This is a genomic window from Bradyrhizobium sp. SPXBL-04, assembly GCF_051853035.1.
GTDB classification, from domain to species: Bacteria; Pseudomonadota; Alphaproteobacteria; order Rhizobiales; family Xanthobacteraceae; genus Bradyrhizobium; species Bradyrhizobium zhanjiangense.
The window spans coordinates 3,758,485-3,783,465 of sequence record NZ_CP182472.1 but is presented as its reverse complement, the minus strand read 5'-3'; the positions used below and the strand labels follow the sequence as shown (position 1 = coordinate 3,783,465).

The window sequence follows — 24,981 nt, the reverse complement described above, 5'->3', positions numbered from 1 at the left end:
GATGTCACTCGGTTTGATTCACGCTCTCGATTCTGAGGACATCCATTCCTTCCGCGACGAAATATGGCATGTGATCTCCAACCCGGAGGCCGACAAGCGCGGCGCCCAAACCCGACAAAACGGAAAGCTGAGCCGGATTGGACGTGACGTCTTCAGGCCAGACCAACTGCACGGTGCGTCTGCGAATGCCCCAATTCGTCCAGAACTCGACCCAGAGCCGATCGCGACGAGCGATTTGACCTCGGGAGCGTTATCCGAGACGATACTTGCTCGATCGATTTCAGCAAGCAGAAACGCCCCACCCGTGTCTCCTTGCTGTGCAGCTACGCGCGCGAGTGTGTCTAGGCGCGGAAAGTCGGACGCGGTTAGAGCGATGGAAGGCAGAGGCATCACTACACTCTTCGTCAAGGTAAAGGGAGGCGATCCCGCAACGAAGCGCTGGAACAACCTGTTGGATCGAAAGACAGTCCGGACGGGCGAGGCTACCCGTCCGGCTAAATGCCTAGTTGCAAGCGTCCGCCATGCAGAGAACGCCGCGCAACGTGCGTATCAGGCTCAACCGCGTGAATCATAACAACTCCAACATAGTCCTTACTGACATTGCGAGCATTGCGGCGAATAGGGCACAAAACAATTGACGTAGTTCGGCTGATGCGACTGCATTCACAAAAGCTCACGCTCCTCGTCCGCAGAATAGCCATCCGTTCAATCGGCGCGAGTAGATCGCATGGGGGCCGAAAACGTCCCGGCTCGCGCTGCCGCTAAGCTCATCCAATCGCGAAGAAGCCCCTTGTCATGCCTCGAATGGGAGGCCCGGTGCCGAAGGTCTTCAATTGTATCGTCGGGATAACAGCGCGCAAAGTCTTCTCGGATCAAGGTTTCAAGGAAGTCTCGCTCAGCTTCGTCCGCTGGCTCTACGTAATGGAGGCAAGTACTCAACACTGCGTTGTTCACCCCTCTCTGCTTATTGCGCTTTTAGATTCGAGGCGGCCGAGCGCGCACGTTATTCATTCCGCAAGGCAGAACAAGTACTACCCCGCTGTACATCGCGATTACCATTGTCCCTTCGGAGCCTCAGGCACTCTATGGTAAGCGGACCTCAAGAACCGTCAATCGCCGAAGGTCGCCGGTCCGCGTCTCCCAGGTGATCGAGTTACCGGTATTAAGACCAATTAGAGCGGCGCCGACGGGCGTCAGGACGGAAAGCCTTCGCCGGGAGATGTCCGCGTCGTCCGGATAAACGAGCGTCGCGGTCCGAACGATCCCGGTCGAGTCGTCCCGGAACCGCACCTCGGAGCCCATGCAAACAGTTTGTACAGGATGACCATCCGCAAGCACGTGTGCCCGCTCCAGCTCCTCGGTTAGTACAGAGGCCACGTCGGGCATTTTGTTCTCCGCTGCTCGCGCGAGCAGCGAGAGCTGCTTGTAGTCATTTGCTGTGAGCGTTATCGGCGGCTTGATCTCACTACGCGTGGTCGTCTTAGTTGATGTTATTGACATCGTGTTCTTCTCCATTTTATTTTTTGCGTTCGGGTGTCGGCCCGACAAGACGTCTTCGGTCTGCTCGTCTGGTGGTTTGGGTCCCCTCGCCGCGCCAGTTCGAGTAGAGCTTGTCCAGGTAAATGAAGCGGCCCGAGCTTCTGAGCCGATCTGGGACCGGCCAAGTTCGGTTGCTCGGACTTGATTCATGACATCGGATGCATACGCCTCGCATCTACGGGCGCTCTAACACGCTTGCAGGCGGATTTTGGCTCGACCGAATGCAATGCGCTTTAGTTTGCCTAGTCGGCGGTCGCCCCGAGCTCGGAGCGGACAAGCGCGCTGAGCTCGGGGCTATTCGCCCGCGATCGGATACCTTGCTAGGTAAAGGCTCCCACGGAATGTTGCCAAGCTCACCATGATAAAGCTTAAGTGGGCATTCCTGGCATGAAGTCAAACGCGACATTTCGTCAGCAACGCATAACGCCTCAAGAAGAATAGAAGACCCTTCCCAGCCCGAAGGAGGTACACTTCCTCTCCTGCGCAAAAAGCCGCGGGCTTCTCTCATTGGCATTAAGTTTCAGTGATTGATCGCCTCTTCGGCGGGCAATATTCAAAGCCCTCTCAAACGAGAACCTCAATTCCGCTCGCTTTTTGATGGTACTTGTGCGTTTGCCACCGAGGTTCTCTGGCAAAAAGACGGCCGGTCGCCTGCTAAAAAGCGGAGATTGATAATGCCGAAAGAATACGAAACATCGGAGCAGCGAGAAAAGCGAGAACTGGACGAGGAGCTGGACCGGCAACTGCGGGAAACTTTTCCGGCCAGCGATCCCCCAAAAATCACGCGACCAGCCAAACGAGCTGCACGGAAATCAGCTGTCCGCGACACTGGGCGAACACGCGGCTGAGTCATCTCGGGAGAGCCATGGCGATCCGCGGACATGCGAATGCCCTGCGGACGCCAGGCTGCTGCGCAGGGGATCTCGCGCTCTGGTGCTGTTGAGACCCTGGGCCTCTCCCGGCGAGTCCCCAGTCGTTTCGCGTCACGCCTCAGAAGAGGCAGCCGTGGCCACCTTTGGAGGTCTGAGGTCAGCGCGGGTGGGAGGAACGACGAGAACGTCCACGTTCACGGACCGCAGAACTTCTTCTGTGACGCTGCCAATCAACGCTCGGAGCAACCCAGATCGGCCGTGAGTACCCAGTACGAGCATGTCCGGCCGCTTTTCCGCAATAGCGCGCGCGATCACCTGCATTGGTAAGCCCTCGTCGACCCTCAGCGACCATCGCCCGGTGCCGAACTCATTCGCCACGAGAAACCTGCTCATTTCCTCCATTGCGCCGTGGCGCTGGCTGTCGACATATCCACTGATGACCTCGGCGCTCGCACCGGAGCTGAGCAATCGTCTCTTAGCCACCGGCGAGAAGGCGTGAAGAAGGGTCGCTCCGTCTTCCAAGAGCCCGGCGGACAGGCCGAAGCGGATGGCATCGGCCGACGTCTCCGACATGTCGACCGGCACTAGAACCCGTTCGTAGTGCCGCTGCGCCTCGTTGTTCACCATCAAGACGGGATACTTTCCTCCGCGAATGACACGCTCGATAGTAGTCCCTGTAAAGATGTCGCGCAGAAACTGCTTGCGATGAGCGCCCATCACGATGAGATCGGCGCCAACCGCGGCGCTCGCACGCAAGATCCCGTCAAGGGGGTGCCCCCTGATCACGGTTGCATGGCAACGCGCGTCAGGCACCTCGGGGATGGACCCGATCTGCTCCGTCAGCACCCGCTGAGCCTCGCGTTCTTCCATGCGGACCAGATCGGCCGGCAAGTCTTCATCAACGACGTGAACAAGGTGCAGCTCGGCACGGCGGGCGCGAGCCAGAAGGCCGGCTTGACGCAGGGCGCGATGAGAACGCGTAGAGAAATCGGTCGCAGCGACGATGATCATGTTAGAACCTTTATATAGGTTGAGCGCGCCGAGCCGATTTCGGCAGGGCGCGATTTGATTGCCGGCTCATGACGCGGCCACACGCAAACGGCCCCGAGATCCGGAGCGCAGCTGCGTGTCGCGGTCGAAAACCCTAGGAGCGGGAGCGCGAGGTGACGAAGCACCTTCCAGCATCACCCTTCCGGGTGATGCTGTATCGGGGGCGCACGGCGCGCAAAAGCCGCGCGGAACCCATCGGGATCATAAATCCAGATGAACAGGATCCACGAGGTCAGGACCAGTAGTGCCAAAAAGACAGACATGAAGAACTCCCGGCTTGCTCAGAATCGTTGTTTGCGACGCCCGGGCGATGCGGAATCGCCCGGGTTACCGGCCGATTTGCAGCTGGTTCTCCCGAATTCTGTCTGGTCGCACGTTGGTCATCACGTCCTCTGTTGGGATACGCCTATTTCTCGTTCGGCATCCGCATGATCAGGCTGCCGCGACAGCCCGGGCGGTCGGGCTGGAGGGTCGCGGCAAATGCGAGTTCGGCTCAGCATTTTGCCCACACTGGACATAGGCATGCACCGCGCGAGATCAATTGCGACATTTAGCCGGCCTTGCCCTGCACAGCGTCGCCCGGAACCGGGCGCCTGGAAGCGCTCGTGCTATCTCTCGTCTGGATCCCCCCGCTGCGCCCTGTCGGCGGTGTCGCGAAAGCGAGCTGCGCCGACCAGAACGGTCAGCGCAATCGGGGTGGTCACGACGCCGAGTGCGACGATCAGGATTTCGTGCAGCACCGGTCTGCTCTGCAGAACCGAGAAGCAGACCATCGAAGCGGCCGCGATGAAGACGGTACCGAGCGTGGTTCCGAGCGTCGGCGCATGGACCCGCTCGTAGAATGTACCGAGCCGCAAAAGGCCCAGCGAGCCGATCAGCGCGGCGGCAGCGCCGGTCAAAAGGGAGACCGCTGTGAGGACGGCCGCCCAAGGGGGCAAGTGCTCGATGCCGTTCATTCGATCACCTCGCCGCGGAGGAGGAACTTGGCGAGCGCAACCGTGCCGACGAAACCGAACAGGGCCATGCCCAGGGCAGCCTCGAAATAGAGCGCCTCGCCGGTTCGAATCCCGACCGTCAGAAGCAACAACATCGCATTGACGGACAACGTGTCGAAACCGAGAACGCGATCCTGCGCGCGCGGTCCAAGGAAGATGCGCAAAGCGCCGCAGCCGATCGCCAATCCCAGCAACGCTTGCGCGACCAGGAGCGAGTAGGTCAGCATGAGCTGGCTCATTCAAATATCTCCAGCAGATGACGTTCGTAACGGTCCTTGATGGTGCGGACCCACTCCTCTTCATCGACGAGGTCCAGAACGTGGATGGTCAGCGCCCCTCGTTGGGTGTCGAAATTCACCCACAGCGTCCCCGGGGTCGACGTAATGATGCAGGCGAGCGAGGCCAGTCCGTAGGGGTCGCGCATGTCGAGCGGAATCTCCACAAAACCCGATCTGCGCTGTCGCCGCCCGAAACCGAGAACGATCCGTCCCACCGCCAGGTTCGAGTGAACGATGTCGACCGCAACCAGTTGCAACAGCCGCAAAATGACGCCAGGTCGCCTGATCCGCACGGGTGGTAATTCCAGCGCGGTCAGCATCTGCCCGCCGACCAGAGCGACCAGGCTGCCCAGCAGGATGTGCCCGAAGGTGACCGCTTGATTGAGCAGCAGCCACAGTGCGAGCAGGCAGACGCTGACAAGGGGAAAGGGCAGCAAGCGTGTCATTTGCCCTCCGGTTGTCGGCTGCTGGAGCGGTTGTCCAGGACGTCGCTGATGTAGTCCGCCGGCGCGTGGAGGGAATGCGCCGCGGCCTGCATGAAGCGGATCACGGGACCGGCCAGAACCGTTTGCGCAGCACAGATGAACAGCAGGAACATGATCGGGGCCATCTCGATCACGCGCACGCGCGGCACAGTGCGATCCGGCGAGGCCCAGAAGATGCGGATTCCCGCGCGCGCCATCGCGACCAAGGTCGCGAAACCCGAGAGGACCAGCACGGCGAGCAGAACCCATCCGCTGCCGGGAGCGGCTCCGCCCGGCTCGGCCGGATGCAGCGCCGCTGCGAGCAGCGCGAATTTGGCGATAAATCCGGACAGCGGCGGCAAGCCGGCGATAACCAGCGCACAGCCGATGAAAGCGATGCCGAGCCATGCCATGGTGGCCACGATCGCGATGCCCACGTCCGCTTCGGCTTCGTCTGTCTCGACCTCCTCGCCATAAGCTTCCCGCGTGACAGCGATCATGTCCGCTCCAGGTTCGCGGCCGCGCTCGATGAGCTCGACGAGGAGAAAGAATGCGCCGATGCCGAGCGTCGAGCTGACCAGGTAGAAGAGCGCTCCACTGGTGACGCCGACCTGCCCCATCCCCGTGGCAGCGAGCACCGTTCCGGAGGATATGAGCACCGAGAAGCCGCCCAGTCGGGCGGTGTCCTGCGAGGCCAGTGTTCCGATTGCTCCGAACAGGATCGTCGCCAAGCCGGCGAACAACAAGAACTCCCTCCCGAAGCCCGCCGATGCGCCGGCGTCCTCGCCGAAAAGCAAGAGCGACAGGCGCAGCACGATATAGACGCCGACCTTGGTCAGGATTGCGAAGATCGACGCCACCGGCGGACTTGCGGCGGCGTAGGCGGTCGGCAACCAGAAGTTCAAGGGCCACATTCCCGCCTTGAGCAGGAAGGCCACCGCCAGCACGCCCGCACCTGCCTCGAGCAAGCCGCGGCTCTCGGCGGTGACCGCCGGCACGCGTGCCGCGAGATCCGCCATGTTGAGCGTTCCGGTCACGCCGTAGATCAGGCTGACCCCGATCAGAAACAGCAGCGAGGCGGCGAGGTTGACGACGATGTAATGCAGCCCCGCCTTCACCCGGGCAAGGCCGGATCCGTGCAACAGAAGGCCGTATGACGCCGCCAGCAACAACTCGAAGAACACGAACAGGTTGAAGAGATCGCCCGTGAGGAAGGCGCCGTTGAGGCCCATCAGCAGGAATTGAAACAGCGAATGGAAATGCGCGCCTGCCCGGTGCCAGCGTGCAAGGGAGTACACGATCGAGGCCAGCGCGAGGATATTGGTCAGCAGCAGCATCAGAGCCGACAGCCGATCGAGCACGAGGACAATTCCGAACGGCGCAGGCCAATTGCCCAGACGATAGATGTCCCTTGTGCCGGTATCGGAGATTTCGATCAGGATCGCGGCAATGCAAACGAGGGCAAATGTTGCGCCGACGTTGAGGCCGGCGACGATCCACCGGTGCCTCTCTCCGTTAAGCAGCAGCATGCCGGCACCTGCCAGCAGGGGCAGGAGGATCGGGGCAATCACCAGAGCAGAGGCGCCGCTCACGCTTCCGGCTCCTGGCCGTCGACATGATCGGTTCGGGCAAGGCCGCGGGACGCCAGCAGCACCACCAGGAAGAGCGCGGTGGTCGCGAAACTGATGACGATCGCCGTCAGTACCAGCGCCTGCGGGAGCGGATCGGCATACCGGGCAGGATCTCCGGCCTCCTTTGCGATGAGCACCGGAGCTCCGCTCCGCACCCGCCCCATGGCCACGATGAAGAGATTGACGGCGTAAGAGAGCAACGACAGCCCGATGATGACCTGAAAGGTGCGCGGCCTGAGGATCAGCCAAACGCCGGACGCCGCAAGCGTACCGATACCGATCGCCAGCACGAGCTCCATCAGACCAGTTCCTCCCTCGATGGCTCACTTGCCAAGCCTCGACCGCTTTGAGGCGGAACTGCGTAGCGACGCACCGATTGATGCGCGATCGCGATGAGCATCAGCACCGTGGCGCCGATCACGAGTGAGAATACGCCGACGTCGAACAGGAATGCGCTTGCCGTGGGGACCCGGCCGATCAGCGGCAGCTCGGCATAGGCAAAGTACGAGGTCAGGAACGGATATCCGAAAACGCAGGCGGCGGCCCCCGTACACCCGGCGAGCAGAAGCCCGATCCCCATCCAGCGTACCGGCATGACGTTCAGACGAGCTTCCACCCATGTCGTGCCGCGCGCCATGTACTGCAGGATGAATGCAGTCGCCATGGCGACGCCGGCCACGAAGCCTCCGCCCGGAAGATCGTGCCCGCGCAACAGCAGGAAGATCGCCACGACACCGATCACGGGAAACATCAGCCTCATCATCAGCGCCGCCGTCTCCGTCGTATCCTTGGCGGTGTCACCCTTCTGTCGGTCAGGATGCGCCTCGTCGTGGGTGTCCTGGGCGTGCTGCTGTTCGGGAACGGGAATGCTCTCGGGTGCCGGACGGAAGCGGCGCAACAGCGCGTAGACGGTGAGCGCAACGACGGCGAGCACCGTGATCTCACCCATCGTATCGAATCCGCGGAAGTCCACCAGGATGACGTTGACCACGTTGGTTCCGCCACCTTTTGTATAGGCGTTTTCGATGAAGTATTGCGAGATGCTGTTCGTATCCGGGTGCTGCATGGCCGCAAAAGCGAGCGTCGCCAGGCCGACGCCGACGGAGAGCGCGATCGCGAAGTCACGCACGCGGTGCCATCGAATCGTGCCGGTTGGCGCGTCCGCCTCGGCCGGCGCGATACGTTTTGGCAACCACCGCAAGCCGAGCAAAAGGAGGGCTGTCGTAACCGTCTCGACGACGATCTGCGTCAGCGCCACATCGGGAGCCGATAGCCATACGAAGCTGACGCAGGTCACGAGACCGGCAGACCCGAGCAGGATCAGCGCAGCGACGCGATGAAATTTGGCCTGGATTGCGGCGCCGACCGCGCAGGCGGCGCCGACCGTCCAAAGCAAAGCGAACGCAAGGTCGAATGTAGTGCGCAGGGGATCCGCAAGCGGGACGCCGCGCGAATAGAGCGGCAGCAAGGCAGAGAGGAACGCTGTACCGGCCAGGACTCTCAATTGTGGCTGGAGACGTCTCGTTCCGAGCTTGCTCTCGAGCCAGCGTGCAAGACGCCAGGATAGCGTCACCATCGTCCAGTCGAAGATCTGCTTCCCGCTGAAACGGCCGAGCAGAGGCGGCCCCTCGTTAACGAGAAGGTAGGAGCGCAGCATCACATAGACGCCAACGCCACCAACCATCGCCAGGCCGCTCATCAGCAATTCGGGCGTGAAGCCGTGCCAGATCCTGAGACTGTACTCCGGCATGTTGGAGCCGAGCACGGCGCCAGCGGCGGTGTTGAGGACCGGTGCAACGGTCAACGCCGGAGCGATGCCCACCACGACGCATGCAAGCACGAGAAGCTCGGCTGGAAGCCGCATCAGGAGGGGCGGCTCGTGAGGCGTGCGCGGAAGGCCGACGGGGGCAGGACCGAAGAACACGTCGCGAATGAACCGGAGAGAATAGGCAACGGTGAAAGTGCTTGCCGCAGTGACGATGTAGGGAAGCGCCTGATCGACAAATGAATTGTCATGGACTTCGATTGTCTCGGCGAAGAACATCTCTTTCGAGAGGAAGCCATTCAGCAGCGGCACGCCGGCCATCGATCCGGCCGCAACCATGGCCAGCGTCGCAGTGATCGGCATGAACGCGTAGAGACCGCTCAAGCGCCTGATGTCGCGCGTGCCGGTTTCGTGGTCGATGATGCCCGCAGCCATGAACAGCGAGGCCTTGAAGGTGGCATGGTTCATGATGTGAAAGATCGCCGCGATCTGCCCGAACGGCGTGTCCAGTCCAGTCAGGAGCGTGATCAAGCCAAGATGGCTGATGGTCGAGTAAGCCAGCAAACCCTTTAGATCCTGCTGGAATACCGCGAGGAACGCGCCCAGCAGAAAGGTGATCAGGCCGGCCGATCCCACCAGCCACAGCCATTCGTTCGATCCGCCGAGGGCGGGCCAGAGTCTGACCAGAAGAAACACGCCCGCCTTCACCATCGTTGCCGAGTGCAGATAGGCGGATACGGGAGTCGGAGCCGCCATCGCGTGCGGCAGCCAAAAATGAAATGGAAATTGGGCGCTCTTGGTCAGGGCGCCGAGCAGGATCAGCACGAGCGCGGGAACATAGAGCGGATGCGAACGGATCGCCTCTCCTGACGCCAACACCTTGTCCAGGTCGTAGCTGCCGACGATGTGACCGATCAGCAGGACGCCGGCAAAGAGGCAGAGTCCGCCACTCGAGGTGATCACCAGCGCCATTCGTGCGCCGTCCCTCGCAGCCGAATTGTGATGCCAATAGCTGATCAGCAAGAACGAAAACAGGCTGGTCAGCTCCCAGAAGAAAACGAGCTGGAGCAGATTGCCGGAAAGCACGATCCCCAGCATCGCCCCCATGAATGCGAGCAGGAGAGAAAAGAACCGCGGAACGGGATCGCTAGGCGACATGTAATAGCGGGCGTACAGCACCACCAGAAATCCGATGCCGGTGACCAGCATGGCGAACGCCCAGGCGAAGCCGTCGAGTCTCAGAGCGAACGAAAGGCCAAGTTCGGCGATCCACGCCGTGCGCCAGCCGACGACCCCGCCGTGCGTCACGCTCGGATAGGCCACAGCAATGATGCAAAAGGCTGCAAGTGCAACTCCTCCGGCGAGCCATGCCGCAGCATTGCGGGCATGGACCCGCAGGAGCGCCGCAATGAAGCTTCCGACGAAGGGAAGGACGAGAACGGCAAGGAGGAACATGCCTTCGCTGCCCCAGCTGCTAGATGGAGGGTATATTTTCGCGACCCAGCTTGCTTAGCCGAGACAGACGCGTATCGCCACTGTAAGGTTTGGCGCCGCTCTGCGGGTCGACCGGCACGCCCCGGGGCCACCGGCCAGCCCTCATTCACAATCGAACGGTTCAGATCCAATGAGGAAGAGTGCCTACCAAGGCAGCAATTGCGGCCGCCAGCGCGCCAAGAAACGCGTACAATCCGCAGAGCGCGACCACCCGCCAGGCGCTTAGCGCAACGGCCTCGCCGTCTTTGGCTTCACTGAACTCTGAGCGGCGTCGCATGTCGTCGATGCCATTCGTCGTACCACGCAGGTGAGTCCAGCCAATATAACGATGTGCTGCGGAATTGCGGCTCACATTCACGTCAAAGGAGGCCGGCTCGGCCCAATTCGGACGACAGAACGTTAGGGTCCTCAGATGCGGACCGACATACTGTTCAGCGTACTATGTGCGTGCACAAATGTGTATGGCCGCCGCCTACTTCACCCAGCAGGGGTTTCACTCGCGTCAGTGCAAGCGACTGTGCGGTTTCGCCGCAATGTCGCCGACGGGCTAAGGACACCATATTAGTTGTAGTATGGCTTATAGCATCGACATTGATACGCGCGCGGCGCGCTTTGATCTTCACGCCGGCCTCCTTCATGCAGGCGGTTAGCCGGACGGCGTGCGCGCCGTCCGGGCTCTTTTCCAGCTTTCGTGATCTCCACCCGAGAGATCGAATTGAAGCAGAAGGAGTTTGTCATGCTGCCTCTTCCAAAACTCGCGCTCACCGCATCTGACTATCCACGGCTTGAACAACTCGCCCACATTGCCGCCCGACAAGGAGACTTGGACGGGATCTTCCTTATGGGTGAGATCAACAGGGCCGAGATCGTACCCGAAGAGTCGGAGGATCTCCCCTCATTCGTGACCATAGGATCGTGGGTCACCTATTCCCTCAACTGGGGCGTTCCTCCGCGAAGGGTCCAACTGGTCTGGCCCGAGGAGTGTCAAGCGGATCTTGCCCGCATTTCAGTTTTGACACCGCTAGGTGCGGCTTTGATCGGGCTTCAGGTCGGCGACCAAATGCCATACTTCGTTGCCGGCTGTTTGAACGTTGTCAGGGTGCAAAACGTGGCCCAGTCGGACGCCAAGGCAGTGCCACTCCTGCCCAAGGCGGCGCGTCGGCAGAGCAAGCCTCTTGATGATGACCCAGGACCATCTGCGGCATAGGAGAGATCAATGGCCAATTTCGGAGCCGAAAAGCGTCAGCGGATCGACTTCGAGTCACCCGGCAGGCGCAAAAGAGATCTAACCGTTCTGTCGGTTTCGGATGACAGCCAGATAGGTCGGTCCATCGGCGACGCTGGACCCACCATACGAGCGCGGCTTAGAGCCACGGTGTTTCCTCGTAAATGCCACGGATCAGTCCGGCCGCATCAAACTTGCAGCCCAACGCAAACCTCGGAAGAACGGGAGCAGGATATGAGAAAGACTAAAGGCGCAGAACTCGCTCTGTTGACCATTCTAACAGCCATATTGTTGCTCACCGGCGCTGGAGCTCTTATCACGTGGGGAGCGACCACCGGTGTGGAAATCGGAAAGCATGGCTGGATAGCCCTTGGCCTCGGAACATTCTTCTCCCTGTTGGTCGGTTGCGGGCTGATGGCGCTGATGTTTTTCAGCAGTCGCAGCGGCCACGACGATATGGCGGACCCCTTCCGTCGGACAGAGGTCAGATAGTCGTATCGTGCCCCTCGCGACAGTCGCCGGTCGCCGTAGCGGCTACCCGTGGCGCACAGCGCCTGATCGTACTTCCTACCGGCTACGCCTGCGCTCTTGAGCAGCCACCAGTCGGGGCTGTTGCAATTGCCTTGCATGCACTGACTTTGCTGATCGGGTGCCAACTGATAAACGAGTTTCAGAGACATGGTATTGACTGTTTTGTTGTGCCGCCGCTCTGTCCGCCGACCGAAAAGCCGTATTAAACAGTGGCCGCTAGAGCTGCTATCGAAGGATGCAAGTCCATCCGCACTTATCATCTTTTCTGAGGTTGACGCGCAATATTTATCGCTTGTCAAAGGCGGACAAGAGACAACACTAATGGCGCGACGTTAACCGCGGTCTTTGGATATCTGAGGTGCTTCGGTGTGAACAGCGGCGTCATCCAAATCCGTCGCCAGACGACCGGAGCACATCCATCGCCTCGCGCCGCGTCTATGCCCGTCGCATTCAACACGGAGGTAGCGCGATGAATCCGACAAGAACGCTTCACGATTTCGGTCAAAGCTTGTGGCTCGACAACATCACTCGCGATTTGCTCAACGATGGCACTCTGCAACATTACATGGACGAGCTCTCGGTGTCGGGTCTGACATCGAACCCCGCAATCTTCAACCATGCGATCAACAACAGCACAACCTATGACGTCGACATTTCGCGGCAAGCGTTGCCGACAAAATCGGCTGAGGATCTTTTTTTCGATCTGGCCCTGGCAGATTTGACCCGCGCCGCCGAGTTGTTTCAACCTGTTTTCGCGCGGACAAATGGGATCGACGGCTGGGTGTCGCTGGAAGTCTCGCCCGCCTTAGCTCATGACAGCGACAAAACCGTCGAGGCGGCGCTCGAGCTTCACCGGCGTGGCGGCAAGCCCAACCTGTTTATTAAGATTCCCGGCACTGCGGAAGGGCTGCCTGCCATCGAGGCGGCTATCTTTGCCGGCGTTCCCATCAACGTCACGCTGCTTTTTTCGCGCGAGCAATACGTCGCGGCTGCCGAGTCCTACCTGCGCGGCGTCGAGCGGCGCATCGCGGCGGGGCTGAATCCGGCAGTGGCCTCGGTTGCCTCGCTCTTCGTCAGCCGCTGGGATGTCGCAGTCGCCGGCAAGGTTCCGGGCGCGCTGACAACCCGGCTCGGCATAGCCGTCGCTCAGCGGACCTACAAGGCTTATCGAGAGTTGTTGGCCTCCCCGCGCTTCCTGCGCGCCGCCAACGCCGGCGCACTACCTCAGCGCCTGCTATGGGCCAGCACGGGCACCAAAGATCCGCACGCCTCCGATATCCTCTACATCAAAGCACTCGCGGCACCTTTCACGATCAATACGATACCGGACGCTACCCTCAAGGCCTTTGAAGACCACGGCGAGGTCGACACGACCCTCGATCCTGACGGAGGAGACTGCGAGAGGGTTCTCGCCGAATTCCTGAAGGCCGGCATCGATATCGACGTACTCGCTGCCAAGCTGCAGAACGACGGCGCCCAGTCTTTCGTCAAGTCTTGGAAAGATTTGATGGGCCGTATCAACTCCAAGGGGATCGCGATCCGCAAAGCAAGCTGACGTAGACGGTTATAACGTCCCGTACACCAGGCTTTGCGGGGAGCATTAGGCCGGTCACCCACGCCATGCCCCGCCTTTCTATAAAGCTGCAGCCTATCCCGTGCCCGTGCGCGGCGCCGCGGCGCGATCGGCGATTGCGGTCCCGCAAGATCTATTCAAGCGCCGCTTGTATCTCGCCACTCTCGCGCATCGCGTGGAGTGCTATTCACGCAGACCTTTACCTTTACGCCGATTTCCGCCGCACTCGCGGGTCGCCAGCGGGGGCATTTCAAAGCCCCGAAAATGACTTGGATACTGCATCGAGTTTGCGCTGCTAACTCTCGCCATTCGTCCGCCGCGTCTATCTCTGGATTGAATTCCTTAGCGTTGCCAACTCGAGGAACGCGTCTGCTTGCCGTCTCAGCTCTTCGGACGCCATCGCCGGTGTGGTCTGTAAACTCGACACGACCGTGACTCTGACCCCCAAACGCTGAACCGCTTCGACAAGGGCACGAAAATCGCCGTCGCCAGAGAAAAGGAACAGTTCATCCAGTTGCGGAGCGATCTCGAGCGCGTCAATGGTGAGGTCTATACCAATGCTGCGCCTCGACCTCCTACCCTCATCCTCATGGCGCCTGATCAACTTCGTACGAACGGTGAACCGATTGACCTCGAGCCAGTCAGTGAGACGCTGAACGTCGCCGGCCGCGCTTTCTCTTATCGCCAAGTAGAAGTAAGAACGGACAATGCTCCCGGATTCTTCGAATTCCAGCAACAATCTTTTGTAGTCGATCTCGAAGCCAAGGTTTCCGGCCGTCCGATCCAGATTGGCTCCATCGATGAAGAGCGCTCTTCGTCCTGTCATGCCTCTTGCTTCCGCGGCGATCTGAGCCGCCTGCTTCTTCGCGCCAACGTGCGCAGGGTCCCTAATGATCTCCCGAAATCCGAGGCAATACTTGGAATTGGTGGAACGGCGGCGGAGACGAAAGCGTCCACTCTAGCGTAGTCGCGCCGGGTCCCCACGGGTTGCTCGCTGCCCTCTCTTTCCGGACGAAGGCATACACCATGGTTACGAAGAACGTGATCAGACCTGCGGCCGAGAGATAGGATCCGATGGAGGCAATCTGATTCATGCCGCCGAATGCGTCCGGATAGTCTGCTATTCGTCGCGGCATTCCCGACAATCCGAGAAAATGCATAGGGAAAAACGCAATGTTGACGCCGACAAACGTCAGCCAGAAGTGCAGTTTGCCGAGGGTTTCCGAGAACATGTATCCGGTCATCTTCGGAAACCAATAATACCAGCCTGCAAAAATTGCGAACACGGCACCAAGCGACAGGACGTAATGGAAATGCGCAACGACGTAATAGGTGTCCTGCAGCGATCGATCGATGCCTGGGTTGGCGAGCACAACGCCGGTAACTCCGCCAACGGTGAACACGAAGATGAATCCGACAGCCCACAGCATCGGCGTCCTAAAGGATATGGAGCCGCCCCACATCGTGGCGGTCCAGGAAAAGATCTTGATGCCCGTCGGCACAGCGATAACCATGCTGGCCAAGGCGAAATACGCCTGCGCGCTGCTGGACATGCCGACGGTGTACATATGATGGGCCCAGACGAGGAACCCGATGACCCCAATTGCGAGCAGCGCATAGACCATGCCCAGATAGCCGAAGATCGGCTTGCGGCTGAACGTGGCGACGACATGGCTCACCATGCCGAAACCCGGCAGGATCATGATGTAGACCTCGGGATGACCGAAGAACCAGAACAGATGCTGGTACAGGATCGGGTCTCCGCCGCCTTCAGGCGCGAAGAACGTCGTTCCGAAATTGCGGTCGGTGAGAAGCATGGTAATGGCGCCGGCCAGTACAGGCAGAGACAGCAGCAGCAGGAAAGCCGTGACGAGGACCGACCAGACGAACAGCGGCATCTTATGCATCGTCATGCCGGGCGCTCGCATATTGAAGATCGTCGTGATGAAGTTGATCGAGCCGAGAATCGACGACGCACCCGCGAGATGCATCGACAAGATCACGAAATCGACTGCCGGTCCCGGATGACCAGCGGTCGACAACGGGGCGTAGAGCGTCCACCCGGTGCCGGCACCATCCGATCCAGGCGCGCCTTCGACGAACATCGAAATGATGAGCAGAGCAAACGACGCCGGCAGCAGCCAGAATGAAATGTTGTTCATGCGGGGAAATGCCATGTCGGGCGCGCCGATCATGAGCGGCACCATCCAGTTGCCGAATCCGCCCATCATCGCAGGCATCAGCGTGAAGAAAATCATGATCAGGCCGTGGCCCGTTACGAATACGTTGTAGACGTGCGGGTCCGTGAAGATTTGCAGGCCGGTATGCTGCAACTCCATCCGAATCAAAACTGAGAAGGTTCCGCCGATAAAGCCTGCACATATGGCGAGCACGAAGTACATCGTGCCGATATCTTTGTGGTTAGTCGAATAGAGATATCGACGCCAGCCGCCCCGATATGCCCGCCCCGCATCGTGCGCCTCGCCAACTGTCGACATGGTTGTCATCGTCAATTCCGATCAAGCATCGAATGCTAGACCTGCTTGCCTCGCGACCTTAAAAGCAGGCGCTTGCATCTTTCTTCCATCAGAGCACCCGGGCGGCAATCGATTTTAATTGCAGCTTAAATGCATGATTCTTGATCTTTGAAACTTCATGTCCTTCTTCCGCGCCGACGTCGGAGACGTTGCGGACCACGTCCATTTGGATTGCGCGATGTCACATGTGGCTCTCTGGTGATTGAAGACTTGAGCCAAAGGAGCGGGACACACCTCTTCGCCGGCGGCGGAACGGCATGTCGGCTTCAGACCGGGCGAGCATTTGCGCCCGCCGGTCGCGTCACTCACTTAAGATCGCCAGGAAGGTCTCGAGTATCTGGGAACCACCACCGGACACATCTCGCGGACTTTCCGAAATTCGCGTGCAATCTCTTCGTAGCCGACTGCGTCGAGGAACTCGCAGATCACCGTTTCGGCGCTGCTGTGCACGTTGCAGCCGTCGCTGCTTCGTTGCAGCGATTTCAGTTTAGCGATCGTGTCATGCTTGATGACGGCGTGCTCGAATTGCGGTTTGGACAAAGCGGGCATTTCAACGTGCTCCCTATCCGACGTGGCACGAACCTGTTCTTCCGCGCCTTCACATCGAAACCACCTCAATGCGGTTGTTCCGTCGCAAGCCGATGTCTCAAAGCCCGAGGTAAGCACGTCGGACTTCTGGATCGTCGATGAGCTGCTTGGCGGACCCGCTACGAACGATATGTCCTGTTTCCATGACATAACCCCGATTGGCGACCGAGAGAGCCAGATTGACGTCCTGTTCGACCAACAGAACTGTCACGCCCTCGCTGCGGATCGCCACCAGCGCATCGATCAACTGCTCCACAACTACGGGTGCCAATCCCAAGCTCATCTCGTCGATCATCAAGAGGATCGGAGCGGCCATCAATCCGCGGGCCATCGCGCACATTTGCTGTTCGCCTCCCGACAAGCTGCCGGCAAGCTGACGCCGGCGCTCCGCCAGGCGCGGAAATAGAGAATACATTCTGTTCAGGTCTCGGCTTATTCCAGACTTGTCCGCGCGTACGAACGCGCCCATCAACAGATTGTCCCTTACGCTCATGTGGTCGAAGAGCTGACGACCTTCAGGAACCTGCACGAGGCCGGCTCTAAAGGCACCGTCGGACGTCATCGGCAAGAGATCCCGGGAATTCAAGGTCATGCTGCCCTGGCAGGGAAGCACGCGCGACAGCGCGCGCAGCAGAGTGGTCTTGCCCGCCCCGTTGCTGCCGACCAGCGCCACGACCTCGGCCGGGTAAATCTTCAAGGTTATGTCCTGCAAGACCGGCATTCCGCTGTAGCCCGCACTTACTCCGCGCACGTCGAGCAGCGGGACCGCTTTGGCTGCCGAATCCAATTTCATGCCCGCCTCTTGCCGAGATAGGCCTCAACAACCGTTTGGTTCGACAGGACGCGGCCTGGATCGCCCTCGGCGATCTTCACGCCATGATTTAGCACCAGCAGCCGATCCGACAGACTTCTGATGGCCTTGATGACGTGCTCGATAACAAGGACGCTGATCCCCTCATTGCGAACTTTGCGGATCACTCCGATCACGTCTTCGATCTCGACCTGATTGAGGCCAGCCATGACCTCATCGCAAAGAAGAACCTTCGGCTTCATTGCCAGCGCCTTTGCCAGCTCAAGCCGCTTGCGGCCTGGCCCTCCTAGTTCGTCGGCGCGCTGATCGATATTTCTGGCCAGTCCGACGAACTCCAGCTGAGCGCGGGCCTGCTCACGGGCTTTCGCCATCTGGACCTGTCCGCCTCCCCGTCCGAACAGTGCCCCTACGGCAACGTTGTCCAGGACCGATAGGCCGGCAAATGGACGCATGATCTGGAAGGTGCGGCCTATGCCCAGTCTCGCACGGCGATATGCAGGCAAGTGGACAATGGACCTTCCTTCGAAGAGGATGTCGCCGGAGCTCGGAGCCAGCGTTCCGCTTATGAGGCTGACCAGCGTGGATTTGCCTGCACCGTTTGGACCGATCAGGCCGAGGATCTCGCCACGCAGCAGCATGAAGCTGACGTCGTCGACGGCGACTAGGCCCTCAAACCGCCGGGTGACGTGATTGATCTCGAGCATCGCCGTCATAGTTGGTGGCTCCGAATATTTTCGCCGAAGTAACGCCAGCCCGTGCCGCGAAAGCGCCGCAGCACGTCGGCCAGGCCACGCGGCATCAAGACGACCGCGACGACGACGACAACGCCGAAGAACAGGCCCGCGAAACTAGTGATCTCGCTCGACAGAAGCTCTGAGACGGCCGAGAGCGAAAGCGCCCCGACGACGGGACCGAAAACCGTCCCGGGTCCGCCAAATACTGCCATGATGATCATCTTGACGTTCAGGCCTATATCGAATGCGCTTTCCGGGTCGATGAACGTAACCCAGTAGGCGTGAATGCCGCCCGCCAGCGCACTGAATACGCCCGAGATGGCGAAAGCCACGGTTTTGTAAAGGGTCGTATTGACACCCATCACCGCCGCGCCTTCTTCGTTTTCGCGGATCGCGATCAGTCCAAAGCCGAAGCGGCTACGTGTCAGCCAGTAGACGGTTAGCGTCGCGAGCACGAGCAGGAGCAGCGACAACTCGTAAAAAAGCGGGTCGTTGTTGAGGGGCGGCAAGACGAGTCCGACGTTCCGCCCAGCCAATTTCACGTTGGAGACGATCGCGGCCATGACCTGGGCGAGCGCCAACGTCGCGATCGCGAAGTAGTGCCCCCTCAACCGCAGCACCGGCATCCCGATGAGCACGGCAAACACGACCGCAAGCGCAGCGCCGAACAAGAGGCCGACCCAGAAAGGCAATTGCCACTGCGCCATCGCGATGGCCACGCCGTAGCTACCGAGCCCGTAGAAAACCGAATTGCCGAACGAGGCATAGCCCGCATAGCCCCCAATGACGTTCCAGCTCTGCGCCAGAACGGCCAGAAGAAGGGCATTGATGCCGAACTGGATGAGCACGTCCGAACCGAACCACGGCACCGCAGCCAGGACGGCAAGCGCGGCCAGAAGTAGCATGGTACGTGCCGTCTTCATGCCGCCTTCCCCAATAGACCGTGGGGACGCACGATTAGCACCAACACCAGCACGCCGAAGCTTGCCACGTCGGAGAAGGTCGATCCGATATAGAGCGCGGTCAGGGACTCCAGGACTCCCAGGAACAAGCCGCCGACGATCACGCCGAGCGGATTGTCCAGTCCGCCGATAATCGAGATGGCAAAGCTTTTTGCCGTCAGCGCCGCGCCAATATACGGGTTGATTTGTGACACTGTTCCGTAGAGGCCTCCGGCGGCGCCAGCCAGCGCAACCCCGATTCCAAACGTCATGGCGTAGAGGTGCCGGGGATCGACGCCGTAGAGCCGGGCCGCAACCAGATTTTGCGCGGTGGCGCGGATCGCACGTCCGAGCCGTGTGCGCAGCAAGAAGAGCCACATGCCGACCGTCAACACGATCGCAATGCCGAACGCAAAAAGACGCGACACCGGCAGCACCACCGCTCCGAAGGCGATGCTGTTCCCGGCAGAGGACGGGTTGATGGTGCGAAAGTCGGCTGAGAACGCCAACTGAGCCAGGTAGGTGATCACGACCTCGATCCCGAAGGTCACCAGCAGAGTGTTGAATATCGGGGCCCTGACGATCAGGTTCAAAAGACCTCGCTGCACGCCATATCCCACCGCGAACATCACCACAGCAGTCAGGGGCAGCCCCAGAAATGGGTCGATGCCGGCATAAGTGTAGAGGTACCAGGACACATAGCCGCCGAGCATGATGAACGCGCCATGCGCAAGGTTGACGATATTGAGGACGCCCCAGACCAGGGCGAGACCGAGCGCCATCACGGCGTACAGACCGCCCAGGAGCATTCCGTTGATAAGAACTTGCGCGAGCAGGTCCACATCTTCCTCTTCTCAGCCGAAGGCTCGTTCACAGTCTACCTAGCGCACGTCCCAGGCCGGCATGGGATATTTCGGCCCCGCAATCTTGCCATTGCCACCGTAAATCGCGACCAAGCGGTCGCCCTGGACCTGAATGACCGTCTGGGGCAGATCAATCTGGCCGTTCTCATCGAATGCAATCGAACCATACAGGCTGTCGAACTTCACTTTCGAGAGCGCATCGCGCACCTTCGTGGGATCCGTCGAGCCTGCCATTTCCGCGGCCTGCACAAGGGCTTCAACGTCGGCGACACCGGAGGCGGCATGATAATCGGGGTCGTAGCCGAATTTCGCCTTGTAGACGGCCGCGAACTGCGCGGCGTCGCCAAACCAGCGGTCCTTCAGCTCTGTCGAAGGCAGCCAGGCCGTCATACCGAAGGCATAATCGGCATCCTTGCCCAGCGCCTTGCGGAAATCCTCGCTCGGAACGCCCACAGTGAAGGAATACATCTTCGGGGCGACCGCCAGGCTCTTCGCCTGTCGCACGAAATTCAGGATCTCGGTTTCATGACCCGCGACCAGCACCGCATCGATGTTCTTGCTTTTGATCTGCGCCAGAAGCGAACTGAAGTCCGTGGCGTTCGTGCTGTATCGCTCGTCCAAGACCAACGTCAGACCCGCCTTCTTCAATTTTGGCCGAGTCCCCTCCGCGACCGAAACGTCGAAGGCATCGTCCGCGTATAGCAGCGCGACCGATTTGGGAGCGGGATCGAGCCCGCTCAACATCTCGATTGTCGAGCCAAAATAGTTGCTGGCCGGCGCCAGCGTCCCGAAGATGTACTTGAAGCCGCGCGAGAAGATCTGGTCTGACGCGCCGCCCCCCTGCACCATGGGAATTCTGTATTTTTCGGACACAGCCGAATCCGCCAGCGCGAAATTGCTCGCAAACGGCCCCAGCAGGAAATCGACCTTGTCCTGCGAAACCAACTGTGTGTACTGACGCACACTCAAGTTCACGTCGGACTGATTGTCGTAGAGCTTGAGCGCGAGCTTGTACGATTCATTGCCGATCTTGACGCCGCCCGAGGCATTAACGCGATCGATCGCGAGTTGGTAAGCGTCGCGATAGTAGCGGCCGGTATTGGCGACGGGTCCCGTCAGCTGCACCGACGCTCCCAAGACGATCTCCTTTGCAAGGACCTCGCCCGAAGGCATCGAGACGGCTGCGGCACACATCAGAAGAGCCGACAGACGGGAGATTTTGAACACGAAGTTCATGCCTTCCTCCTCGTCTTTGGTTGCTGCATCGGCGTGACGCTGCTCGCCGTCCGCTGGGGCTTTATGGCGATCAGAACGCTGCAGGGCGGCTGGTGCAGGATCGACTCGCCGACCGATCCGTTCAGCCACCGCGCAAGAGCCCCTTGATCGCGATGGCCCACGACAATCAACCTGGCGCCCATTTCCCGGGCACACAGCACTATCTGTTCGGCCGGCCTTCCATACCGGATCTCGCTGGTCGCGATGCATCCGGCGCGTTGAAACCGCTTGACGCCCTCCTCGAGCACTCTCTGCATCACAAACTTCTGATTCTCCGGGATATAAGTCATCGCTTCCCCGATGAGCATGCTTTCGGCAGCATCGACGACCGCCAGAAGATGAACCGTCGCACCGCACCTTGATGCCAATGTCTCGGCCTGCGCCAGCGCCTCGCGGCCATCGGGCGAGCCGTCGAAAGCCAACAAGATTTTCTTATACATGGGGGCTTCCTTTCCGTACTGATGTGCGCGGCCGGAACACGCCCGGCCGCTAACGCATGCGGCAATCTATGGCGCGAGCGGCAGGCGCCTTCATCGACACGTTCGAGCCGCTAGGGCAAAGATGGTCGACACCCATCGAGCTTTCAGGACAGTCTCGACGCCACCGCACGTCGAAGGCCCGGCGAGGCGTTTTGAAAGATCACTTACTGAAGTTCGCGTCATCTCGGCATTCCTCTGTAGCACGCGCTCGGTGCCAACGATCTGCACCATCAAGCCGCCATCAACGTATGTCCGGGATCAAGTTTGACAAACGAAATGTATCAACACTTGATATCAGTTTTGTTGCTGCGGGATTTCGTGCGGCACCAACGTACAATTCGAGAATGCTCGAAGGTGTGACATGCGACGAAGCGACAAGGGATCCGACGCTGTCGGTCGAACATCCATCTGCATCGAACTTGCACTGAACTGGCAACGAATTTCGTTTGCGCCGTTCAACCACGGATGAATACAGTTCTCTCAAGCACACAACAAAGCGGCTCAGGTCCGCCCAAGGAGGTTTCGATGTCGCGAGACGTAGTACGGCAGCTTGCCCATCGTCGTGAGCTTCTCACCGTCGGCGCCGCTATCGCCGGTCTTCTGCCTCTCTCCAACAGTGGGTACGCGGCCGCCAGGCGCTCGCGCACCAACAAGGGAAACACTCGCACCGACAAGACTTCCGAGACGGCGGCCACGCTTCGCGATCTTTGGATCGGACACATTTTCTGGGTAAGAGCCGTCTCGCTCGCGACGATCGAGAAACAGGGAGCGATCGCAAAAACGGCAGAACGACAAGCCGTCGCCAATGCTCAGTCCATCGCCGCGACCATAGAGCCATTCTACGGCGCAGCGGCCAAGGACGCCTTCTTCAAGCTCCTTGCGGGACACTATGGTGCCGTAAAAGCCTATCTTGCAGCGACGGTCGCAGGCGACACCACCAGGCAAGGCGCAGCAACTCAGTCTCTAACTTCGAACGCCGAGGAAATTGCAAGCTTCCTGAGCAAGGCAAACCCATATCTGCAGAAGGATGCCGTGAACGGCCTACTCCAGGCCCACGGTAGTCATCACATCCAGCAGATCCAGCAATTGACCGATCACCAGTACGACGCCGAGGCTCAAACCTGGGAAGAGATGAAGAATCACATCTATCAGATCGCGGATGCCACCGCTGATGCTCTGGCAAAGCAATTTGCCGAGAAGTTCTCCTGACTTTCAAGGCAGACAAGAGCACCGAGAAGCACTGCTCGTCGCCGCGATCCATCCTGCCAGCACGAGCGGCAACGGCATCAGAACTAGCCGAAAAGACCGGCCGAGCCCCGCGAGCTCGGCCGGAACGAAGCGCCGTTCAATCGGATGTGAACCGCGACCCGTCACGGCACGGACGTCATGCGCGCCCATGCGGCGATGAAATTGTGCCGCATGGGACCCAATCCTTCATGAGCTGGGCTGAATGCGCGATAAATGCCGATCGCCGCAGGCTGGCGATCTTGCCGAACTCGCTGTCGACCGGAGGACGGTCACGCTGCTCGGCTCGCCGCTTGCTGAACACCAGTCGACAGAGTGGCCTTCCGACAGCCCGATCAAGGCTGCTCCCAGAGGACTCAATACCGAAACCGCGTTCTGTTGTTCCGACGTTTCGTGGGGCATGACGAGGACGACCTGCCTTGTCGTGCCGGTAACATTATCGCGCACGTCCACGTGCGAGTTGACTGCTACGACGTTCTCTGGAAGCTCGTCGTCAGGGACGATTTTCGCCCGAGATATCTCCCGTAGTACGTTCGATGCGGACGACGCCATACGGCTGTTCGTCAGCGCGGAAATGGCGATGGCGTATAGCCTGTCTCGGTCTGCTTCTGAAAGCATGACTGGAGGAAGTGCAATCGGATGGTCGTGGGGCGCATTCATGGCGGACTCCTGGCGGGTCAAACCTCGCTATTTTCGCTCACCGCTTGCTATCCGCAAGCGAAAAACATTGCGCGTCATGATCAAGAAAATTGATCTATCCTTCTTACGCTTGAGCGTCGTTTCCGATGTACTCGACGATTAAAGCGCTGCAACGTGAACTTCGGCGCCCCGCGAGAGTTGACGACGGAACGCCCCACGAGGGCCAGAGGATATCGTTTACTAGAGGGCTCCATGAAAAACGACCTCTTGTTTGAGATAATTCTCGACCAAATTGCCGACGCCATCATCTACGCGGACCGATCGGGTGAGATCGCGCGATGGAATCGCGCTTCGGTGGCCATGTTCGGCTTCTCCTCGGAAGAGGCGCTCGGCCAACGTCTCGATCTGATCATTCCAGAGCATCTGCGCGCTCCGCATTGGCGGGGGTTCGACGCAGCTATGTCAACCGGCGTATTGAAGCTACAAGGTCGTCCGACTTTGACGCGAGCCCTGCATAAGAGCGGACGCAAGCTCTACGTCGAGATGACCTTTGCCCTCGTGAAGGGTGTCGACGGCGACGTGCTTGGCTCGGTCGCCATGGCCGCGACGTCACCGAACGCATCGAGCGAGAGCGTTCTGCAACACGCGCGGCCTGACTTCGGCGGTCATAGCCGCTCGACTCTACGCTGCGCGGTCGCAAGGAAGCGCGACAGGAGCTTGGCGCAAGCGCACCCGTCGCGCTCCCACGAGCCAACAACATTCTTGATGCAAACTTGCAATACTTTTCGCTTGTCGAACTCGACCGAATAGCTGGTACTGGTGCGCGGCAGCCCAAGACTTCGATGGCCCAATGAGCCAAGGACTGCAGATCCTTCTCGTTCTCGCAGGGAAACGACATCATGCGGAAAGCCCGTGTACCCCAACAAACGAACGCGGACGTCACAATCCGTCAGTTTGCGCCCTCTCCTCTCAAGGCGAATGCGCTCGGCTCCAGCTACTTTGGCTATTGGTCCAAAGAGGAGATACTGAGCTTTCTCAAGCATCTGCTTGACGGCGAACACATCGGCCTGACCGCATACGCAGCGATCGGTCGTGCGGCCTGCACCCAACTTGCAGACCTGGCCTTGGAGGCCGAAATGGGCCAGGGAGCGATTTGCATCCTGCTCAGAAAGGAGATTGCCGCGAGAGGCGAGACCGGCATGCTTCGCGCAAAGGCGGCGGACGCCATTCCCAATATCGATTGCAGTCTCCGAAGCCGGATCAGATTTGCAAGCCGCAATCAGGCCATGCTGGCCGACATGATCGAGGATGCTGTCGTGGACATATTCGACTCCAAACTGAATGCGAAGCTCATTTACTTGCTGCTGCTACACCGCAAACAGGTCGAGCAGCTTGAAGCCATCGCCGCATAGCCCACGTGGGGCCAGCAGGTCTTTCGTGTCGCGCGGCACA

At 59.9% G+C, this 24,981-nt stretch carries 26 protein-coding genes and 1 pseudogene; 6 read left to right on the top strand and 21 right to left on the bottom strand.

Annotated elements, in window-relative coordinates; all coding sequences use genetic code 11:
* Positions 1–4: 4 nt before the first annotated feature.
* The 12 genes and pseudogenes from ACNJX8_RS17870 to ACNJX8_RS17815 all read right to left on the bottom strand — a co-directional run bounded on the left by ACNJX8_RS17870 (position 5) and on the right by ACNJX8_RS17815 (position 10,440).
* The gene (locus tag ACNJX8_RS17870; RefSeq protein ID WP_439410341.1) at positions 5–172 is read right to left on the bottom strand and encodes a hypothetical protein; all 168 of its coding nucleotides are present in this window, start codon (positions 170–172) and stop codon (positions 5–7) included.
* A 98-nt stretch (positions 173–270) separates the two neighbouring features.
* Positions 271–390, bottom strand: a pseudogene (locus ACNJX8_RS17865) (GreA/GreB family elongation factor); the annotation flags it as partial.
* A 693-nt stretch (positions 391–1,083) separates the two neighbouring features.
* Entirely contained in the window at positions 1,084–1,515 is a 432-nt protein-coding gene (rnk, locus tag ACNJX8_RS17860) for a nucleoside diphosphate kinase regulator (RefSeq protein ID WP_439361510.1), read from the bottom strand.
* A gap of 1,007 nt (positions 1,516–2,522) precedes the next feature.
* Positions 2,523–3,422, bottom strand: coding sequence for a universal stress protein (locus ACNJX8_RS17855; RefSeq protein WP_439361509.1), 900 nt, complete (start codon positions 3,420–3,422; stop codon positions 2,523–2,525).
* 173 nt (positions 3,423–3,595) lie between these two features.
* Entirely contained in the window at positions 3,596–3,724 is a 129-nt protein-coding gene (locus tag ACNJX8_RS17850; RefSeq protein WP_439361508.1) for a hypothetical protein, read from the bottom strand.
* Positions 3,725–4,069: 345 nt separating this feature from the next.
* Positions 4,070–4,417 (bottom strand): monovalent cation/H(+) antiporter subunit G, encoded by a 348-nt coding sequence (gene mnhG, locus ACNJX8_RS17845; protein ID WP_439361507.1) that lies wholly within the window; start codon positions 4,415–4,417, stop codon positions 4,070–4,072.
* Positions 4,414–4,695 (bottom strand): K+/H+ antiporter subunit F, encoded by a 282-nt coding sequence (locus tag ACNJX8_RS17840; protein WP_439361506.1) that lies wholly within the window; start codon positions 4,693–4,695, stop codon positions 4,414–4,416. Before ACNJX8_RS17840 ends, mnhG begins: the two co-directional genes overlap by 4 nt.
* On the bottom strand, positions 4,692–5,180 hold the full coding sequence (locus tag ACNJX8_RS17835) for a Na+/H+ antiporter subunit E (RefSeq protein ID WP_439361505.1): 489 nt from the start codon (positions 5,178–5,180) through the stop codon (positions 4,692–4,694). Before ACNJX8_RS17835 ends, ACNJX8_RS17840 begins: the two co-directional genes overlap by 4 nt.
* Positions 5,177–6,790 carry a monovalent cation/H+ antiporter subunit D gene (locus ACNJX8_RS17830; protein WP_439361504.1) on the bottom strand — a complete coding sequence of 538 codons (1,614 nt, stop codon included), beginning with the start codon at positions 6,788–6,790 and terminating at the stop codon, positions 5,177–5,179. The genes ACNJX8_RS17835 and ACNJX8_RS17830 overlap by 4 nt, the downstream gene beginning before the upstream one ends.
* Positions 6,787–7,128, bottom strand: a complete 342-nt coding sequence (locus tag ACNJX8_RS17825) for a Na+/H+ antiporter subunit C (protein WP_129145106.1) — start codon at positions 7,126–7,128, stop codon at positions 6,787–6,789. Before ACNJX8_RS17825 ends, ACNJX8_RS17830 begins: the two co-directional genes overlap by 4 nt.
* Positions 7,128–10,049, bottom strand: a complete 2,922-nt coding sequence (locus tag ACNJX8_RS17820; protein WP_439361503.1) for a monovalent cation/H+ antiporter subunit A — start codon at positions 10,047–10,049, stop codon at positions 7,128–7,130. Before ACNJX8_RS17820 ends, ACNJX8_RS17825 begins: the two co-directional genes overlap by 1 nt.
* A gap of 160 nt (positions 10,050–10,209) precedes the next feature.
* Complete coding sequence (locus ACNJX8_RS17815; RefSeq protein WP_439361502.1) at positions 10,210–10,440, bottom strand: hypothetical protein; 231 nt, start codon at positions 10,438–10,440, stop codon at positions 10,210–10,212.
* Between the two features lie 363 nt (positions 10,441–10,803).
* Here ACNJX8_RS17815 and ACNJX8_RS17810 point away from each other — a divergent pair, with 363 nt between their 5' ends.
* From ACNJX8_RS17810 to tal, 3 genes are all read left to right on the top strand, one after another.
* Positions 10,804–11,295, top strand: a complete 492-nt coding sequence (locus tag ACNJX8_RS17810; RefSeq protein WP_439361501.1) for a GreA/GreB family elongation factor — start codon at positions 10,804–10,806, stop codon at positions 11,293–11,295.
* A 252-nt stretch (positions 11,296–11,547) separates the two neighbouring features.
* Positions 11,548–11,805, top strand: coding sequence for a hypothetical protein (locus ACNJX8_RS17805; RefSeq protein ID WP_439361500.1), 258 nt, complete (start codon positions 11,548–11,550; stop codon positions 11,803–11,805).
* 508 nt (positions 11,806–12,313) lie between these two features.
* Positions 12,314–13,399 (top strand): transaldolase, encoded by a 1,086-nt coding sequence (gene tal / locus ACNJX8_RS17800; protein WP_439361499.1) that lies wholly within the window; start codon positions 12,314–12,316, stop codon positions 13,397–13,399.
* 340 nt (positions 13,400–13,739) lie between these two features.
* Here tal and ACNJX8_RS17795 read toward each other — a convergent pair whose 3' ends face one another.
* The 8 genes from ACNJX8_RS17795 to ACNJX8_RS17760 form a co-directional block, all read right to left on the bottom strand.
* Positions 13,740–14,243, bottom strand: coding sequence for a LabA-like NYN domain-containing protein (locus ACNJX8_RS17795; RefSeq protein ID WP_439361498.1), 504 nt, complete (start codon positions 14,241–14,243; stop codon positions 13,740–13,742).
* A 61-nt stretch (positions 14,244–14,304) separates the two neighbouring features.
* Positions 14,305–15,924 carry a cytochrome c oxidase subunit I gene (ctaD, locus tag ACNJX8_RS17790; RefSeq protein WP_439361497.1) on the bottom strand — a complete coding sequence of 540 codons (1,620 nt, stop codon included), beginning with the start codon at positions 15,922–15,924 and terminating at the stop codon, positions 14,305–14,307.
* Positions 15,925–16,600: 676 nt separating this feature from the next.
* A complete protein-coding gene (locus tag ACNJX8_RS17785; RefSeq protein WP_439361495.1) occupies positions 16,601–17,335 on the bottom strand; it encodes an ABC transporter ATP-binding protein in 735 nt (244 codons plus the stop codon).
* Complete coding sequence (locus tag ACNJX8_RS17780; protein WP_439361494.1) at positions 17,332–18,066, bottom strand: ABC transporter ATP-binding protein; 735 nt, start codon at positions 18,064–18,066, stop codon at positions 17,332–17,334. The genes ACNJX8_RS17785 and ACNJX8_RS17780 overlap by 4 nt, the downstream gene beginning before the upstream one ends.
* A complete protein-coding gene (locus ACNJX8_RS17775) occupies positions 18,063–19,010 on the bottom strand; it encodes a branched-chain amino acid ABC transporter permease (RefSeq protein ID WP_439361493.1) in 948 nt (315 codons plus the stop codon). The genes ACNJX8_RS17780 and ACNJX8_RS17775 overlap by 4 nt, the downstream gene beginning before the upstream one ends.
* Entirely contained in the window at positions 19,007–19,870 is an 864-nt protein-coding gene (locus tag ACNJX8_RS17770; RefSeq protein ID WP_439361492.1) for a branched-chain amino acid ABC transporter permease, read from the bottom strand. The genes ACNJX8_RS17775 and ACNJX8_RS17770 overlap by 4 nt, the downstream gene beginning before the upstream one ends.
* Positions 19,871–19,909: 39 nt before the next feature.
* On the bottom strand, positions 19,910–21,085 hold the full coding sequence (locus tag ACNJX8_RS17765; protein ID WP_439361929.1) for an amino acid ABC transporter substrate-binding protein: 1,176 nt from the start codon (positions 21,083–21,085) through the stop codon (positions 19,910–19,912).
* A gap of 38 nt (positions 21,086–21,123) precedes the next feature.
* Entirely contained in the window at positions 21,124–21,606 is a 483-nt protein-coding gene (locus tag ACNJX8_RS17760; RefSeq protein ID WP_439361491.1) for a universal stress protein, read from the bottom strand.
* A 564-nt stretch (positions 21,607–22,170) separates the two neighbouring features.
* Between ACNJX8_RS17760 and ACNJX8_RS17755 the strand changes: the two genes are divergently transcribed.
* The gene (locus ACNJX8_RS17755) at positions 22,171–22,854 is read left to right on the top strand and encodes a hypothetical protein (protein ID WP_439361490.1); all 684 of its coding nucleotides are present in this window, start codon (positions 22,171–22,173) and stop codon (positions 22,852–22,854) included.
* A gap of 225 nt (positions 22,855–23,079) precedes the next feature.
* Here the strand turns inward: ACNJX8_RS17755 and ACNJX8_RS17750 are convergent, their stop codons facing one another.
* On the bottom strand, positions 23,080–23,442 hold the full coding sequence (locus ACNJX8_RS17750) for a GreA/GreB family elongation factor (protein WP_439361928.1): 363 nt from the start codon (positions 23,440–23,442) through the stop codon (positions 23,080–23,082).
* A 339-nt stretch (positions 23,443–23,781) separates the two neighbouring features.
* On the opposite strand from ACNJX8_RS17750, the gene ACNJX8_RS17745 reads away from it, so the two are divergent.
* Together ACNJX8_RS17745 and ACNJX8_RS17740 are read left to right on the top strand one after the other, a co-directional pair.
* Positions 23,782–24,339, top strand: coding sequence for a PAS domain-containing protein (locus tag ACNJX8_RS17745; RefSeq protein ID WP_439361489.1), 558 nt, complete (start codon positions 23,782–23,784; stop codon positions 24,337–24,339).
* Positions 24,340–24,428: 89 nt separating this feature from the next.
* Entirely contained in the window at positions 24,429–24,941 is a 513-nt protein-coding gene (locus ACNJX8_RS17740) for a hypothetical protein (RefSeq protein ID WP_439361488.1), read from the top strand.
* Positions 24,942–24,981 lie beyond the last annotated feature (40 nt).

Bases quoted from the DNA above. Each gene is read 5' to 3' on its own strand.
- rnk (WP_439361510.1), bottom strand. From the start codon at position 1,515: ATGGAGAAGAACACGATGTCAATAACATCAACTAAGACGACCACGCGT.
- ACNJX8_RS17855 (WP_439361509.1), bottom strand. From the start codon at position 3,422: ATGATCATCGTCGCTGCGACCGATTTCTCTACGCGTTCTCATCGCGCC.
- ACNJX8_RS17850 (WP_439361508.1), bottom strand. From the start codon at position 3,724: ATGTCTGTCTTTTTGGCACTACTGGTCCTGACCTCGTGGATCCTGTTC.
- mnhG (WP_439361507.1), bottom strand. From the start codon at position 4,417: ATGAACGGCATCGAGCACTTGCCCCCTTGGGCGGCCGTCCTCACAGCG.
- ACNJX8_RS17840 (WP_439361506.1), bottom strand. From the start codon at position 4,695: ATGAGCCAGCTCATGCTGACCTACTCGCTCCTGGTCGCGCAAGCGTTG.
- ACNJX8_RS17835 (WP_439361505.1), bottom strand. From the start codon at position 5,180: ATGACACGCTTGCTGCCCTTTCCCCTTGTCAGCGTCTGCCTGCTCGCA.
- ACNJX8_RS17825 (WP_129145106.1), bottom strand. From the start codon at position 7,128: ATGGAGCTCGTGCTGGCGATCGGTATCGGTACGCTTGCGGCGTCCGGC.
- ACNJX8_RS17820 (WP_439361503.1), bottom strand. From the start codon at position 10,049: ATGTTCCTCCTTGCCGTTCTCGTCCTTCCCTTCGTCGGAAGCTTCATT.
- ACNJX8_RS17805 (WP_439361500.1), top strand. From the start codon at position 11,548: ATGAGAAAGACTAAAGGCGCAGAACTCGCTCTGTTGACCATTCTAACA.
- tal (WP_439361499.1), top strand. From the start codon at position 12,314: ATGAATCCGACAAGAACGCTTCACGATTTCGGTCAAAGCTTGTGGCTC.
- ACNJX8_RS17795 (WP_439361498.1), bottom strand. From the start codon at position 14,243: ATGACAGGACGAAGAGCGCTCTTCATCGATGGAGCCAATCTGGATCGG.
- ctaD (WP_439361497.1), bottom strand. From the start codon at position 15,924: ATGACAACCATGTCGACAGTTGGCGAGGCGCACGATGCGGGGCGGGCA.
- ACNJX8_RS17785 (WP_439361495.1), bottom strand. From the start codon at position 17,335: ATGAAATTGGATTCGGCAGCCAAAGCGGTCCCGCTGCTCGACGTGCGC.
- ACNJX8_RS17780 (WP_439361494.1), bottom strand. From the start codon at position 18,066: ATGACGGCGATGCTCGAGATCAATCACGTCACCCGGCGGTTTGAGGGC.
- ACNJX8_RS17775 (WP_439361493.1), bottom strand. From the start codon at position 19,010: ATGAAGACGGCACGTACCATGCTACTTCTGGCCGCGCTTGCCGTCCTG.
- ACNJX8_RS17765 (WP_439361929.1), bottom strand. From the start codon at position 21,085: ATGTGTGCCGCAGCCGTCTCGATGCCTTCGGGCGAGGTCCTTGCAAAG.
- ACNJX8_RS17760 (WP_439361491.1), bottom strand. From the start codon at position 21,606: ATGTATAAGAAAATCTTGTTGGCTTTCGACGGCTCGCCCGATGGCCGC.
- ACNJX8_RS17755 (WP_439361490.1), top strand. From the start codon at position 22,171: ATGTCGCGAGACGTAGTACGGCAGCTTGCCCATCGTCGTGAGCTTCTC.
- ACNJX8_RS17750 (WP_439361928.1), bottom strand. From the start codon at position 23,442: ATGGCGTCGTCCGCATCGAACGTACTACGGGAGATATCTCGGGCGAAA.
- ACNJX8_RS17745 (WP_439361489.1), top strand. From the start codon at position 23,782: ATGAAAAACGACCTCTTGTTTGAGATAATTCTCGACCAAATTGCCGAC.
- ACNJX8_RS17740 (WP_439361488.1), top strand. From the start codon at position 24,429: ATGCGGAAAGCCCGTGTACCCCAACAAACGAACGCGGACGTCACAATC.